The organism is Jannaschia sp. L-14R, from assembly GCF_056857695.1.
The window spans coordinates 157,649-172,333 of the sequence record NZ_JBSXNP010000010.1; the positions used below are offsets into that span (position 1 = coordinate 157,649).

General features: G+C 61.0%; 14 protein-coding genes. 11 read left to right on the top strand and 3 right to left on the bottom strand.

Going from position 1 to position 14,685, the window contains the following annotated elements; translation table 11 throughout:
• Positions 1 to 64 precede the first annotated feature (64 nt).
• Positions 65 to 328, bottom strand: a complete 264-nt coding sequence (locus AC13C2_RS09125) for a hypothetical protein (RefSeq protein WP_482886617.1) — start codon at positions 326 to 328, stop codon at positions 65 to 67.
• 238 nt (positions 329 to 566) lie between these two features.
• Between AC13C2_RS09125 and AC13C2_RS09130 the strand changes: the two genes are divergently transcribed.
• From AC13C2_RS09130 to AC13C2_RS09160, 7 genes are all read left to right on the top strand, one after another.
• Positions 567 to 1,418, top strand: a complete 852-nt coding sequence (locus tag AC13C2_RS09130; protein WP_482886618.1) for an FkbM family methyltransferase — start codon at positions 567 to 569, stop codon at positions 1,416 to 1,418.
• A 161-nt stretch (positions 1,419 to 1,579) separates the two neighbouring features.
• A complete protein-coding gene (locus AC13C2_RS09135) occupies positions 1,580 to 2,665 on the top strand; it encodes a TRAP transporter substrate-binding protein (protein WP_482886619.1) in 1,086 nt (361 codons plus the stop codon).
• A gap of 110 nt (positions 2,666 to 2,775) precedes the next feature.
• Positions 2,776 to 3,672, top strand: a complete 897-nt coding sequence (locus AC13C2_RS09140; protein ID WP_092763854.1) for a TRAP transporter small permease subunit — start codon at positions 2,776 to 2,778, stop codon at positions 3,670 to 3,672.
• Between the two features lie 89 nt (positions 3,673 to 3,761).
• Positions 3,762 to 6,119, top strand: a complete 2,358-nt coding sequence (locus tag AC13C2_RS09145; protein ID WP_339645443.1) for a TRAP transporter large permease — start codon at positions 3,762 to 3,764, stop codon at positions 6,117 to 6,119.
• 65 nt (positions 6,120 to 6,184) lie between these two features.
• The gene (locus AC13C2_RS09150) at positions 6,185 to 6,913 is read left to right on the top strand and encodes a DUF533 domain-containing protein (RefSeq protein WP_482886620.1); all 729 of its coding nucleotides are present in this window, start codon (positions 6,185 to 6,187) and stop codon (positions 6,911 to 6,913) included.
• Positions 6,914 to 7,006: 93 nt separating this feature from the next.
• Entirely contained in the window at positions 7,007 to 7,507 is a 501-nt protein-coding gene (locus AC13C2_RS09155; protein ID WP_092763463.1) for a peptidylprolyl isomerase, read from the top strand.
• A complete protein-coding gene (locus AC13C2_RS09160; RefSeq protein ID WP_482886621.1) occupies positions 7,500 to 8,054 on the top strand; it encodes a peptidylprolyl isomerase in 555 nt (184 codons plus the stop codon). Before AC13C2_RS09155 ends, AC13C2_RS09160 begins: the two co-directional genes overlap by 8 nt.
• Before the next feature lie 74 nt (positions 8,055 to 8,128).
• On the opposite strand, the gene AC13C2_RS09165 is transcribed toward AC13C2_RS09160, so the two are convergent.
• Both AC13C2_RS09165 and tyrS read right to left on the bottom strand, forming a co-directional pair.
• Complete coding sequence (locus AC13C2_RS09165; RefSeq protein WP_092763459.1) at positions 8,129 to 8,368, bottom strand: DUF2273 domain-containing protein; 240 nt, start codon at positions 8,366 to 8,368, stop codon at positions 8,129 to 8,131.
• A gap of 69 nt (positions 8,369 to 8,437) precedes the next feature.
• Entirely contained in the window at positions 8,438 to 9,691 is a 1,254-nt protein-coding gene (tyrS, locus tag AC13C2_RS09170; protein WP_482886622.1) for a tyrosine--tRNA ligase, read from the bottom strand.
• 64 nt (positions 9,692 to 9,755) lie between these two features.
• On the opposite strand from tyrS, the gene AC13C2_RS09175 reads away from it, so the two are divergent.
• From AC13C2_RS09175 to pgi, 4 genes are read left to right on the top strand one after another with little or no spacing between them, the layout of a single operon-like run.
• Entirely contained in the window at positions 9,756 to 10,904 is a 1,149-nt protein-coding gene (locus tag AC13C2_RS09175; protein ID WP_092763455.1) for an anhydro-N-acetylmuramic acid kinase, read from the top strand.
• 27 nt (positions 10,905 to 10,931) lie between these two features.
• Positions 10,932 to 12,383, top strand: a complete 1,452-nt coding sequence (zwf, locus tag AC13C2_RS09180; RefSeq protein ID WP_482886623.1) for a glucose-6-phosphate dehydrogenase — start codon at positions 10,932 to 10,934, stop codon at positions 12,381 to 12,383.
• 3 nt (positions 12,384 to 12,386) lie between these two features.
• Positions 12,387 to 13,058: a 6-phosphogluconolactonase gene (gene pgl, locus AC13C2_RS09185; RefSeq protein WP_474522008.1), complete on the top strand. Its 672-nt coding sequence runs from the start codon at positions 12,387 to 12,389 to the stop codon at positions 13,056 to 13,058.
• Between the two features lie 10 nt (positions 13,059 to 13,068).
• Positions 13,069 to 14,658, top strand: coding sequence for a glucose-6-phosphate isomerase (pgi, locus tag AC13C2_RS09190; RefSeq protein ID WP_482886624.1), 1,590 nt, complete (start codon positions 13,069 to 13,071; stop codon positions 14,656 to 14,658).
• Positions 14,659 to 14,685 lie beyond the last annotated feature (27 nt).

Genomic DNA, 14,685 nt, shown 5'->3' on the forward strand with positions numbered 1-14,685 from the left:
TAGACCGCAGACCGTGCGCCGTGACAACGCCGCGCACGGTCTGGCATGCATCACGGTTGGGGGATCAGTTTTTCCAATGACTGACGACGGTGTAAGTCTCACCGCTGGGCTGGTCTTCCAGATACTCGGAGAACGCTGACCAGAGCCCCTTGATTTTTTCGGATGTCTCAGGCGTCGGTTCGGCGATGTCAGTCGTCGAGATGACATAGCCTTTGCCGGTTTTGTCATCCATCACGTTGAGGAATGTCTGCTGACCGGGCAGGGCCATGACCTTGTCTTTCAGGCCGTTGAGGATTTTTGTTCCGGCGGCCATGCTGCCGGGCTTCATCTTGTAGGGTGTGACACGCGCATACATAAAAACAATCTCCCTAAGGGCGCAAAAACAAAGCGCACGATCCTGCGTCAAAATGCGCAGGTTCGAAGAATATAGCATAGTTTGCACTCAATCGCCGACCTTTCAGCTGACGTGAAACCCATCCATTAACCAATTTTTCACATTTTTCAGCGTTTGACTGGGTTTGAGTGGGGCCAGACGGGGCACCGCATTCCTACGGAAAGATCTCAATATGGTTCTCGACACTGCGCCCCTTCCTGACGACGCGCTGGATACGATTTATGGCCGATTTTCGCGTGCGTCGCGCAAGCGTCTGAACTTGACCTACGACTACGAACACGGAGCGATTTCTGCGTTCGCGGCACTGGTCAGGCTTATCGGCGCAACGCGGGTGTTCGACATCGGGGCAAACATCGGCGTCTATTCGGTGCGGGTTTGCCAGATGCCGTCCGTCCAATCGATTCATGCCTATGAGCCTGGCGAGGGCGCTTTCGACGTTCTGTCCCGCAACGCCGAACTTCAGGCTGACCCTGCGATAATCGATCTTCAGAACACCGCCGTATCGGACGTTGCGGAACGCAGCGAATATGCCGTGTTCGGCAAGATGGCGGGGAACAATGCCCTGCTGTCCACGATGCCCGCAGCCTGGAAGGCCGCCAATACAGTTGAGGTCGAGACGGTCCGGATCGACGACGGCTACGATATGCGTGGCGAGACGTTTGCGCTCAAGCTTGATGTCGAAGGGCACGAGTTAAAGGCGTTGCTCGGGGCGAGGGAGTATCTTAGCGGGAATAAAGGGTTTCTCCAGGTCGAGAGCTTTCCGGGGCAGATCGACGAAGTACGGGAAGTCGTGAAAAGCATGGGGTACCGCCGCATCTTCCGGATGAAGCAGGACCATTATTTCACGAATATCGAAGATACCGCTTTGGTAGACCAGATGATGGATATTCTGTTCGATCAGACTGCCGAGAGTCTGGCCGAAGCCCAGAAGCTCAAGGAATTGCGGCGCAAGACAATCCGCGATGTACGGACGGCCCTGGATACCGTGCGTTTCGAACGCGATCCGGTCATCCCACCCGGCTGATGCCTTGGGGCGCCGTCAGTTATCAGGGGTGGGCGCGTCTACGCATTTTCGGGTATTTGACACGCCGATGGCTTTCCTTAGTGTCCCCGAACGCCCCGCAAAGGGGGCCGTCAGCCTGCCGGGAGGGTGGCTGACATAAAAAATCCCAAGGGAGGGTATTGATGGACCGTCGTTCATTCCTTAGAAATTCCACGCTCGGTGGTGCCGCCACCGTCGGTGCAGCCGCACTCGCAGCACCCGCTTACGCGCAGGGCAAACGCACCCTGACCATGGTCACGACCTGGGGACGCGGCCTTGCCGGTGTCCACGACAGCGCTCAGCGTGTCGCCGACAGCATCACCGCCATGTCCGATGGCCAGCTTACCGTCGATCTGAAGGCCGCTGGCGAACTGGTCGGCGCGTTCGAGGTTTTCGACGCAGTGACCTCCGGTCAGGCCGACATGTATCACGGTGCCGACTATTACTTCGTCGGTCAGCACCCGGGCTATGCCTATTTCACCGCCGTGCCATTCGGCATGACGGCGCAGGAACTGGCCAACTGGTATTACCATGCCGGCGGCATGGAACTGCACGACGAGCTGGGCCAGATCTTCGGTCTGAAATCCTTCCTCGGTGGCAATACCGGCGCGCAGGCCGGTGGCTGGTTCCGCAAGGAAATCAACAGCCCCGAAGACTTTCAGGGTCTCAAGTTCCGCATGCCCGGCCTCGGCGGTCAGGCGCTTGGCAAGATGGGCGCCTCCGTCCAGAACCTGCCCGGATCGGAAGTCTATCAGGCGCTGGCCTCGGGTGCGATCGACGGCACCGAGTGGATCGGTCCCTGGGCCGACGAAAAGGCCGGTTTCCAGGAGATCACCAAGATCTATTACACCGCAGGGTTCCATGAACCGGGTGCCGGCCTGACTGTCGCCACCAATCGCGATGTCTTCGATGAGCTGTCTCCTGCCCACCAGAAAATCATCGAGATCGCGTCCGGCGAAGGGCACCAGTGGAACCTGGCGCAATTCATGGCCAACAACGGCTCCGCTCTGGCCCGGCTTCAGTCCGGTGGTGTGACGATCCGCGAATTCCCCGATGCCGTCTGGGATGCGATGGGCGTAGCCAGCCAGGAAGTCACCGACGAAAACATGGGCGACGAACTGTTCGCCAGAATCCACAACTCGGCGATGGAGAGCATGAAGTCCTCGTCGAACTGGATCACCCGTTCCGAAGGCAAGTATCGGACCGAGCGCGACCGCGTTCGCGGCTGATTTGTCCTTTGGGGTCGCCACTGAGCGGCCTGTAGTGATAGCGGCCCATCCCTTCGGGGGCGGGCCAACACGACGGGGGGGACACCCCATGCGCCATGTCGGGGGACATAATGATTGATGCCATCCTGTGGTTCTTCACGAACCTGGGCCTCGCGTTTTATAATCTGGTATACGCCGTCATCAACCCAGCTACATGGCTGGACTGGTCCAACAGTGAATCCGTGCTGCGCTTCGTATACTACGGAGCCAGTCAGGAGCTGTTTTTCGTTCTGCTTGCCTTGTTCCTGATCCTGACCATAGCGACCGGCCTGTCGCGTCGATTTGGCTGGGGCTTGGTTCGCGGGTCGGAATTCGTGCTGAACTGGACCGGGCGTATCGCCGCATGGGCAGGCTTCCTGATGGTGATGCAGCAGATCATGATCGTCTTCCTGCAACGCATCTTCCGCGTCTCGGAAATCAGCATCGGGCCATTCGGTACGGTCTTTACCAAGGACCTCTCGTGGTACTCCGAGGAACTGAAGCTTTATAACGCGATCATCGTCAGCCTCTGCGTCGCATGGACGTTCATTCAGGGCGGGCACGTGCGTGTCGATCTGGTCTATTCCGCGGTCGGGCATCGCACCAAGCGTATCATCGACATGGTCGGCAGCGTGGTGTTCATGATGCCCGCGCTGATCCTGATCTGGCTGTATTCGTGGTTCTTCCTCTGGCGCAGCCTGATTACCCCGGCCACATCCGCCTCGGATCAGTTGGACCGGCTGATGCTGAAAGCGCGGGCGATGCGCTGGAACGTCGAGACCATCGGGTTCAGTCCGAACGGGTTCAATGCCTATTTCCTGTTCAAGATCCTTATCCTGCTGTTCGTCGCCACTGCATTTTTCCAGGCCTGCGTCTTCTTCTGGCGCAGTTGGCTGGAATTGCGTGAAGGCGAGATGAGTGCGGGTCGGTACATGGACTACGACATCACAGGCGACGAAGACATCGCTCTGGCATCCAGAATCAACTGAAGACAAGGGCGGTTCACGCCCAAACCAAACAGCGGGCGGTTCACGCCCGATAGAATTCACGGGCAAACCAAGCCCGAAGGGGACACGAGATGCTTTTCGGTTTGGACGGGGTCGAAGTCGGCCTGATCATCGTCTTCCTTTGCCTGTTCGGGGGGATCATGTCGGGCTTCCCGGTGGCCTTCGCCATTGCGGGTGCCGGCACGATCAGCTTCGCGATCATCGCCGCTCTCGATAGCGCGGGCATCCTGATCCATCAGGCCATCGCGACCAACTCTGCCGAATATGCCGCCCTGATCGCCGAAGGCGTCGCCCGCGACAGCATCTCGGTTTTCCGATACCCTGACCTTCCGCGCGAGGCGGTGTCCCTTTTCCCGCAGGGCTGGGAAACCGCGCTGGACCGCAACATTGGCTTCATCGTCAATCGCATGAACGAGCGTGTGATCGCAGGTGCGTCGATTGAAACGCTGCTGGCGGTGCTGATGTTCGTGATGATGGGCATTACGCTGGAACGCTCGAAAATCGCCAACGACCTGCTGACCACGATGGCGCGCGTTTTCGGCCCCTTGCCGGGCGGCCTGGCCGTCTCCATCGTGATCGTCGGGGCCTTTCTTGCCGCCTCGACCGGCATCGTGGGCGCGACCGTCGTAACCATGGGGCTGCTGGCCCTGCCGACGATGCTGCGCAATAATTACTCGCCCGAACTGGCGACCGGCGTGATCGCTGCAAGCGGAACCCTGGGTCAGATCATTCCGCCGTCCATCGTGATTGTCCTGTTGGGCACACTGGCAGGTGACATCTATTCTACCGCGCAGGAACAGCGGGCCGCACTGGCCGGCTGCTCAGATGCGCTGACCTATCTGGGGCAGCCCGCCGTCGTCTCGGTCGGCACTCTGTTTCAGGCGGCTCTCCTGCCTGGCATCTTCCTGGCGTTCCTGTATGGGGCCTATGCCTTCGGCTACGCCCTCTTGAATCCTTCCAAAGCTCCGGCGGTCCAGTTCGAGGAGGGCCGCCCCTCGACCACGACCAAACAGGACGCCTGGCTATGGCTTGTCGGTGTGCCGATCCTTTTGATCATAGGGGCCATCGCCCTTGGCTTCGCAGGCCTGATCGGACCGCAGGATGTTGCCGTCAGCAGTTTCAGCGAGGCGGGTGAAACCTCCTCACTGCGCACCAACGTCTCCGCCTCGTGTCAGGCCGCGATGATCGAGTTGCATGGTCAGGAAGCCTGGGACATCGCCGTTGCCGAACAGGCCGCAATCAACGATGCGGGCGGAGTGCAGCTGTCTCGTCAGCTTTCGGCAGAAGAACTGATCGCCGCGCGCACTGCGGCAATCGGAAATGCCGCCCCCATCGGTTCCGGAATTGCGATCCTGTTCATCGGCATGGCCATCGTTCTGGCCGCCGCGCGGGGCATCAATCCACTGGCCGATGCGCGGCCTCTGCTGATCGGGGCGGGCGGCGTCTTGTTGGCCTTCATCCTTGATGCCGTGCTGATCGGACCGATGACGTCACCGGGCACCACATTTGTCCTGATGGCGGTACCGATGGCGATTACGCTCTACGGCGTCTGGCCCGCCTTCGAACGTCTGGCGCAAAACGAACTGATCCGGGTCGTGTTCCCGCCGCTGGTCCTGATCATTGCCGTCCTGGGGTCCATCCTCGGGGGCATCACCAACCCGACGCCCGCCGCGGCACTGGGTGCCGGTGGCGCGATCATGCTGGCTGCCTATCGTAAGTTGCAGGAAGAAGGCCGCTCCGGCGTGTCGATCCTGCTGGCGTCGCTGGCCATCGTGGTCATGCTGCTGTTCGGCGTGAATTTCGACCTGCGCACAGGGCTGGCAACCACGACCGCCGCCGACTGGATCGCGCTGATCATCGCGCAACTGGCCTATCACGGGGCGTTTCTGGGCCTGCTCTATGCCTCCTGGGTATTGCTGCGCACCGGCGTTCTGGGCCCTGTCGTGCGCGAGACGGCCAAGGTTACGTCGATGGTCTTCACCATCCTGATCGGGTCGCAGCTGCTGAACCTGGTGCTGATTTCCTTTGGCGGAGAATATTATATCCAGGACTTCCTCAAAAGCTTCGACAGCGAATTGAAAGTCTTCCTGATCGTGATGCTGGTACTGTTCGTGCTGGGCTTCGTCCTCGATTTCCTGGAGATCATCTACATCGTCATTCCCATCGTCGGGCCTGTCATTTATGGCGGCACCTTCGATCCGAAGTGGGTCACGATCATGATCGCGGTGAACCTTCAGACGTCTTTCCTGACGCCGCCTTTCGGGTTCGCATTGTTCTATCTGCGGGGCGTCGCGCCCAAGCAGGTGACGACGGGGCATATCTATCGCGGGGTGATCCCCTTCGTGCTGATCCAGGTTCTGGGTCTGGCAATCCTGTGGATTTTCCCGTCTATCGTCACGATCGTGCCGAACCTGCTGCCTTCGAACTGAACCTGTGGCCCCAGCTGCGACCCGTGCTAGATCTCCCGGCATCTGAACCAGCCGGGAGATTTCCGATGTCGCTCAAGAAAACTGCCATGAGAATGGCTTTGGCTTTTGCAGCCGCCAAGGGCTATCAGGCGTTCCGCAAAGGGGGCGGCATGGCCGGACTCAAGGACAGGCTGGCCGGGGCAGGCGGATCGTCCACAACCACCGCCGGGTCGTCGTCATCCGGGGGTCTTGGCGGTTTGCTCGGGTCATTGGGCGGCGGCACGACGGGCTCCGGTTCATCGGGCGGTCTGGGCGGCATACTAAGCTCGCTTGGTGGGTCCTCCGGCACGGCTCGCTCTGGTGGTATGGGGGGACTGCTGGGCGGTTTGGCCGCGATGGCGGGCGGGTCTGCCATGGCGCAGGGCAGTGACGCTGATGTGATGCGCCGCGCCGAACAGGGCCCGCAGGACGAAGCAACGGCCGCCGCAATGATCCGGGCGATCGGTCAGGCTGTGCGCGCTGACGGTGAAATCGACGCCGGGGAACGGCAGGCTCTGGACGACATCATGGGCGATGCCGACACGCCCGAAGATCAACAGGCCATCCGCGACGCCCTGTCCGAGCCGCTGAACCCGGAAGCGCTGGCCCGCGACGTTCCCCGCGGTCACGAGGCCGAGGTCTATGCCGCCGCCCTGACTGCCATCGACCCCGATGCGTCGTCGGAACGGGCCTATCTGCAACGGTTCGCCACGGCGCTGGCACTGGACCCGCAAGAGATTGAGCGCCTACATGTCGCCGCTGGCAAACAGGCATAATGCAACCGTTACGCGTGTCGCGAGCGGACGATGGGTTTCCCTTGCCCGCCCGATGCCCTAGCTAATCGCCGGACACCACATCAGGAGGCCCCGATGGCCGACATCAAAGACCCCGAGAACACCATCATCATCGAGTTGAAGGACGGCCCCGTCCATATCGAACTGTTGCCCGACGTAGCGCCCGGTCACTGCGAACGGATGAAGGAACTGGTCCGCGAAGGTGCCTACGACGGGGTGGTTTTTCACCGCGTGATCGACGGCTTCATGGCGCAGACCGGCGACGTCGAGCATGGCAAGGAGGGCGGCAACACCGCGCGCGCCGGAACCGGCGGCAGCGAAAAGCCCGATCTCAAGGCTGAATTTTCCGGCGTGCCGCATGACCGTGGCACCCTTGGCGCGGCCCGTTCTGCCAGCCCGGATTCGGCCAACAGCCAGTTTTTCATCAACTTCGGCGACAATCATTTCCTGAACCGGCAGTATACCGTCTATGGCCGCGTCACCCAGGGCATGGACCATGTCGACAAGATCGCCCGTGGCGAGCCGCCCGCGAACCCCGACAAGATGATCTCCGTCAAGGTGGCTGCCGATGCGTAAGATATTTTGTGCTCTGGCGATCAGCCTCTCGTCGGCATCTGCCGCATTCGCCGTCGGCCTCGAAATCGACGTGACGGGCGAAGCGAATGGCACGATCACCATCGACCTGCTGGAAGACGTGGCTCCGGCTCACGTTGCTCAGATCAAGGCGCTGGCCGAAGCGGGGGCCTATGACGGCGTCGTTTTCCACCGTGTGATCGATGGCTTCATGGCCCAGACCGGCGACGTGCAGTATGGTCGCGCCGGCACCAACCTCGATCTGGCCGGAACAGGTGGCAGTGACCGTCCCGACCTGGACGCGGAATTTTCGGACATTCCCTACGAGCAGGGCGTGGTCGGCATGGCACGGTCGTCCAATCCGAATTCCGCCAACAGCCAGTTTTTCATCATGTTCGCCCCTGCGGCGAACCTGAATGGTCAATACACCGTAGTCGGGCGCGTGACCGGCGGCATGGACGTCGTCGAGAAGATCAAGCGCGGGCAGGGGCCGAACGGCAGCGTTCAGGACAATCCGGACGTAATGACCGAGGTTCGCGTCATCGATTGAAATCGAAGCCGATCATTAGAATGGATTGCAAAGGCCGCCCCATAAAGGCGGCCCTAGCAAATTTAAGCAATAGATCAGTTGCTTGACGGGTTCTGATCCGTCGCCGCATCGCTCGGTTGGATGGTGGCATTGCCATCGGTCTGGACCGCATCTCCGGTCGGCGTATTGTCCGGCGAGTTGTCTTCGGGTGAAACGATAAAGAACAGATAGACGACCAGAATGATAGCGGCGAAGACCAAACCCGCAGTAATTCCGATGATCGGACCTGCGTGCTTCTGCTTCTGCTTCTCAATATTTGTGTCGGGGGGGCTCATGGCGGTCCTCCTGTAATTGCGATTGGTCGACGACAACCAAACTTTCGACCGATATGCATGGTTCCCGCGTCAATCTGTCATACGGATCAGCGCATGCCGCTTGCGTCCAGCGGACAGTTTGACCTGGCAGGCCAAGTCAGTCGCATCCAGAACCAGTCCGGGGTCGGTCACGGCCGCATCGTTGATTTTCGCTCCGCCTTCGGCGATCAGGCGTTTCGCTTCCTTGCCGGACCTGGCCAATCCTGCGCGGACAAACAACTGGACAATGGAAATGCCCTCGGCAGCCTCGGACGATGAAACGATGGCAGTCGGCAGGTCGTCCCCCGCGCCGCCCTTCTCGAAGACTTCGCGGGCCGTGGCTTCCGCCGCTGCCGCCGCGTCAGCGCCATGCAAAAGGGTTGTGACCTCGTTGGCAAGCCGCACCTTTGCCGCGTTGATGTCCGACCCCTCCAGCGCGCCGAGACGGTCGCATTCCTCGACCGGAAGCTCCGTATAGAGCTTGAGGAACCGTGCCACATCGGCATCTGTCGTGTTGCGCCAGAATTGCCAGAACTCATAGGCCGACAGCAGGTCGCCGTTCAGCCAGATCGCCCCCGACTGCGACTTGCCCATCTTCTTGCCGTCCGACGTGGTCAGCAGGGGCGAAGTCAGGCCGAACACGGCATCGTCCAGAATGCGCCGCGTCAGGTCGATGCCGTTGACGATGTTGCCCCATTGATCCGATCCGCCCATCTGCAAAAGGCAACCGTGACGGCGATGCAGTTCCATGAAGTCGTAGGCCTGAAGGATCATGTAGTTGAACTCGAGGAACGACAGCGATTGTTCCCTGTCCAGCCGGGACTTCACGCTCTCGAACGACAGCATCCGGTTGATACTGAAATGGCGCCCGACATCGCGCAGGAACGTCAGATAATTCAGCCCGTCGAGCCATTCCGCATTGTTCAGCAACAGGGCGTCGGACGCTCCGTCGCCGAACGATATGTAACTATCGAATACCGCGCGAATGCCCGCGATGTTCGCATCGATCTGTTCTTCTGTCAGCAGCGGGCGTTCGTCGGCGCGAAAGCTGGGGTCGCCCACCTTGGTCGTGCCCCCACCCATCAGAACAATCGGCTTGCCACCGCATTTCTGCAACCAGCGCAGCATCATGATCTGGATCAATGATCCGACGTGCAGCGACGACGCAGTTGCGTCGAAGCCGATATATCCCGGCACGATGCCTGCGATCAAAGCTTCGTCCAGCCCCTGATAATCGGTGCAGTCGGCCAGAAAGCCGCGCTCCGTCATCACGCGCATGAAGTCTGATTTGGGGTGGTAGGTCATGGGTCTTCCGGTACATCTGTGACTGGACCCGCCTTAACGCGGGCAACAGGTGAGGGAAAGTCGCATGGAGCCCATTCGCGCCCTTGGGGCGATGTCCGGCACGTCAATGGATGGCGTCGATGCGGCGGAGCTGCTGACCGATGGCGAAACGATCGCCGGGTTCGGGGCCAGCGACTACCAGGAATATACCGCCACCGACCGCGCGGTGATCGCTGCCGCCATGGGCCGCTGGCCGGGCGAGGCGGGTGTGGCACAGGCTGCGGAAGTCGTGGAAACCGCGCATGCCCGCCTGTTGTCGCGTTTTAAAGGCGTGCAGGTCGTCGGTTTCCACGGTCAGACGTTGGCCCATGACCCCGCAGGCCGCCGCACGCATCAGGTCGGCGACGGCGCGCTTCTGGCCGAGGTGTTGCAAACCCCCGTCGTCTGGGATTTCCGCACTTCCGATGTCACGCTGGGCGGCGAGGGCGCGCCGCTGGCCCCGGCCTTCCACCATGCCTGCGCGCGCCATATCGGTGCTGTGCAGCCAATTGCGATCCTCAATCTGGGTGGCGTCGGCAATCTGACGTGGATCGACCCGGCCCGCGCAATGGAGGACGATGGCGCGCTTCTGGCCTTCGACACCGGCCCCGCGAATGCGCCGATCAATGATCTCTGCATGGATTGGCTGGGTCAGCCATTCGACCGGGACGGTGCCTTGGCGCGGGAAGGCTGCGCCGCCCCGGACCTTGTCGCGCAACTGATGCACCACACCTATTTCTACCGGATGCCGCCGAAATCGCTCGACCGGGACGCCTTCCGACAGGCCGGGGCTGCTATCGACGCCCTGCCGCCCAGCCATGCCGCCGCGACCTGGGTTGCCGTGATCGCGGCCAGTGTCGGTCACGCGCTGACGCAATGCCCGACAATGCCGACGCGCCTTCTGGTGACGGGCGGCGGACGCCTGAACCCGGCTATCATGGACGCGCTGACGGCCCTTACGGTCGACGTCGCCCCCATCGAAGATGTGGGCCTGAACGGTGACATGCTGGAGGCGCAGGCCTTTGCCTTCCTTGCAGTGCGCGTCTTGCGCGGCCTGCCCACCAGCTTCCCCGAAACGACCGGCGTAAAGGCGCGCGTCGGCGGCGGTCAGGTCAGCCGCCCAGACGGTGTATTGGACAGCCTGCCCACAACGGCTAGACACACATCAAGCCGCCGGGTAACGAAGGCCCGTTAGCGGTAACAGAAAAACAGGAGCCGTCTCATGGTCTCTCGCACGATTCCCGTCGATACGTTCGATCTGGTTCTTTTCGGGGCCACAGGCGACCTTGCCACACGCAAGATCCTGCCTTCGCTATATCGTCGGTTCCTGGCCGGTCAGATGCCACAGGATGCGCGCGTGATAGGTGCCGCGCGGTCCAAGCTGGACGACGCCGGTTTTCGGAAACTGGTTGCAGAAGCTTTGGATGAATTCGTCTCCAAATCCAAGCGCGACAAGGCGACCATCGAAGCGTTTCTGAATCAGTGCAGCTATATCGCTATCGATGCCAAAGGCGACAGTGGCTGGGCCGAACTGAAGAAATCGGTTCGCGACGAGGCGATCAAGGCATTCTACTTTTCGGTCGCACCTTCAATCTTCGGAACGCTGGCGGAAAAGCTGCGGTCCCATGGCATCGCCTGCGAAAATTCGCGGCTTGTGGTGGAGAAACCTTTCGGTACGGACCTCGAGACTGCCAAAAAGCTGAACGCCGATCTGGCCGCCAGTTTCGACGAGACGCAAATCTACCGTATCGACCATTTTCTGGGCAAGGAAACGGTGCAGAACCTGATGGCTGTGCGCTTTGCCAACGTATTGTTCGAACCGCTCTGGAACGAACGCTATATCGATCACGTACAGATCACTGTGGCCGAGACCGTCGGTGTCGGCGGGCGCGGCAGTTATTACGACAAGTCTGGCGCGATGCGGGACATGGTGCAGAACCATCTGATGCAATTGCTTTGCCTGACCGCGATGGAACCGCCCAGTCAGTTCGATCCGGATCGCCTGCGCGACGAAAAACTGAAAGTAATCCGTGCTTTGGACCCGGTTGGCCAAAGGGACGTCGTGCGCGGCCAGTATAAGGCGGGCAAGGAGCCATCCTATGTGGAGGACGCTGAAAACCCGGATTCGCGCACCGAATCCTATGTCGCGCTGAAAATCGGCATCTCGAACTGGCGGTGGAAGCACGTACCCTTCTACCTGCGGACCGGAAAGCGCATGACCAAGCGGATGTCCGAGATCGTCATCCAGTTCAAGGAGACCTCGCATTCCATCTTCGATCGTGACGAAGGGTCGATGGCCAACGCGCTGACGATCCGCCTGCAACCGGACGAAGGCATGGACCTGTCGGTCACGATCAAGGAACCGGGGCCGGGCGGTATGCGTCTGGTCAATGTGCCGCTGGACATGTCGTTCGCGGAGGCACTTGGACCCGATGGCGAGGAAATACCCGATGCTTACGAGCGGCTCATCATGGATGTGATCCGCGGCAACCAGACCCTGTTCATGCGCGGTGACGAGGTCGAGGCGGCCTGGGCCTGGACCGACCCGATCATCGAGGGCTGGGAAGAACGCGGCGACAGGCCACAAGCCTACGCGCAAGGCTCTTCGGGGCCGGAGGACGCGCTTATGCTGATGCATCGCGATGGACGTCGGTGGCGCGATCTGGAGGATTGATCTATGGATTTGCAGGAATATGCCGACCGTGAAATGCTGGCCATGGGGCTGGCGGACAGACTGGCTTCGGCACTCAAGAACAGTCTGATGGTCCACGATCACGCCAGTTTTTGCGTGTCCGGCGGGTCGTCCCCCGGTCCGATCTTCGAGATATTGTCCGGCGTCGACCTTGACTGGTCGCGCGTCCATGTCTTCCTGAATGACGAACGCTGGGTCCCGGAAGGACATCCGCGGTCAAATACGACACTTTTGAAAACGACCCTGCTAACGGGTCAGGCGGCAAAGGCGACGCTGGTCCCGATGGTGAATGACGCGGCAACACCGGAAGACGGCATCCCTGCACTGGAGCCCGGTTTCGACGGCGAATTTCCGATCTCGCTTCTGCTTCTGGGGATGGGGTCGGACATGCACACTGCCAGCCTTTTCCCCGGTGCCGATAAACTGGCGCTTGCGATGTCGAACGCGGCCCCGATCCTTGTGCCGATGCGCGCCGAGGGGGCGGAGGAACCGCGTGTCACCCTATCGCGCCGGGTGTTGTCGGAAGCGATGGAAACCCACATTCTGATCATGGGGGACGAGAAGCGTGCGGTCCTGGAACGCGCCCGCAAACTTGACCCGATGACCGCGCCGATAGCTGCTTTTCTGAAGGACGCCACCGTCCACTGGGCCCCTTGAGGAGACGACGATGGACTTCTGGACAGGGATTGAAACTCTGCGTGGGCAACCCAAGCAGCGCATTGCTGATTTGTTGAAGGATGACAATCGAAACGCCAGAATGCAGGCCAGTGCCGAGGCATTCATGTTCGATATGTCCAAGACCACTCTGACCGTCGATGCGCTGGACACTCTCCTTGGAATGGCATCCGACCTGCCCGCACGCCGCGATGCGATGTTCGCGGGCGAGCGCATCAACCAGACCGAGGATCGCGCCGTCTTGCACACCGCATTGCGCGGACAGGACGCGGTGATGGTCGATGGGTCCGATGTGATGCCGGGCGTTCAGGCGACGCTAAAACGGATGCGAGCCTTCGCGGGCGACGTGCGCGACGGCACCTTTCAGGGGCAGGGCGGGCGCATCACTGATGTAGTAAATATCGGCATCGGCGGATCGGACCTTGGTCCGGCGATGGCGACGCTGGCCCTGGCGCCGTTCCACGACGGCCCGCGCTGCCATTTCGTATCGAATGTTGACGGGGCCGATTGGGCCGACACGGCGCGACATCTGGACCCGGCGACGACGCTGGTGATCGTCGCATCCAAGACGTTTACAACGATCGAGACGCTGACCAACGCACGAACCGCCCGCGACTGGATGGCGGAAACGATAAGCGACCCGGCGGCGCAGTTTGCGGCGCTGTCGACGGCGGAAGACAAGACCACCGCCTTCGGTATCGACCCGTCCCGCGTCTTCGGGTTTGAGGATTGGGTGGGCGGACGCTATTCTGTCTGGGGTCCGATCGGCCTGTCGCTGATGATTGCCATCGGTCCGGGCAATTTCGATGCCTTCCTGAAAGGTGCGCGCGAAATGGACGCCCATTTCCGCACCGCGCCCCTGGCGGAAAACATGCCTGTTCTGCTGGCCTTGCAGGGCATATGGCACCATCAGGTCTGCGGCTATCCGACCCGCGCCGTGCTGCCCTATGACAACCGTTTGTCGCGCTTGCCCGCATATCTTCAGCAACTTGAGATGGAGAGCAACGGCAAGGGCGTCACCATGGCGGGCGATCCGTTGCCTGGCCCAGCCGGTCCCGTCGTCTGGGGGGAGCCGGGGACCAACGGACAGCACGCGTTCTACCAGTTGATCCATCAGGGCATCACGCCGGTTCCCTGCGAATTCATGATCGCGGCAATGGGGTCGGAACCGGCGCTGGATCATCACCACAGATTGCTGATCGCCAACTGCCTGGCCCAGTCCGAAGCTTTGCTGAAAGGCCGCGGCCTTGACGAAGCACGCGCCACCATCGCCGACCGCTTCGATGGCGCGGAACTGGAACGTCAGGCAGCCCACCGCGTGTTCCCAGGCAATCGCCCGTCTACGACGCTGATCTATCCGCGCCTCACGCCCGAGGTTCTGGGCGGTATCGTCGCGCTCTATGAACACCGGGTTTTCGTCGAAGGTATGATGCTCGATATCAACAGTTTCGACCAATGGGGGGTGGAACTCGGCAAGGAACTGGCCACTTCGCTGGGTCCGCTGGTCGAAGGGGGCGACGCGTCGGCCAAGGACGCGTCAACCCGTACGCTTCTTGCGAAACTGCAGGCTTGGCGCGGCTGACATTTCATCCTTGGTCAATATACAATG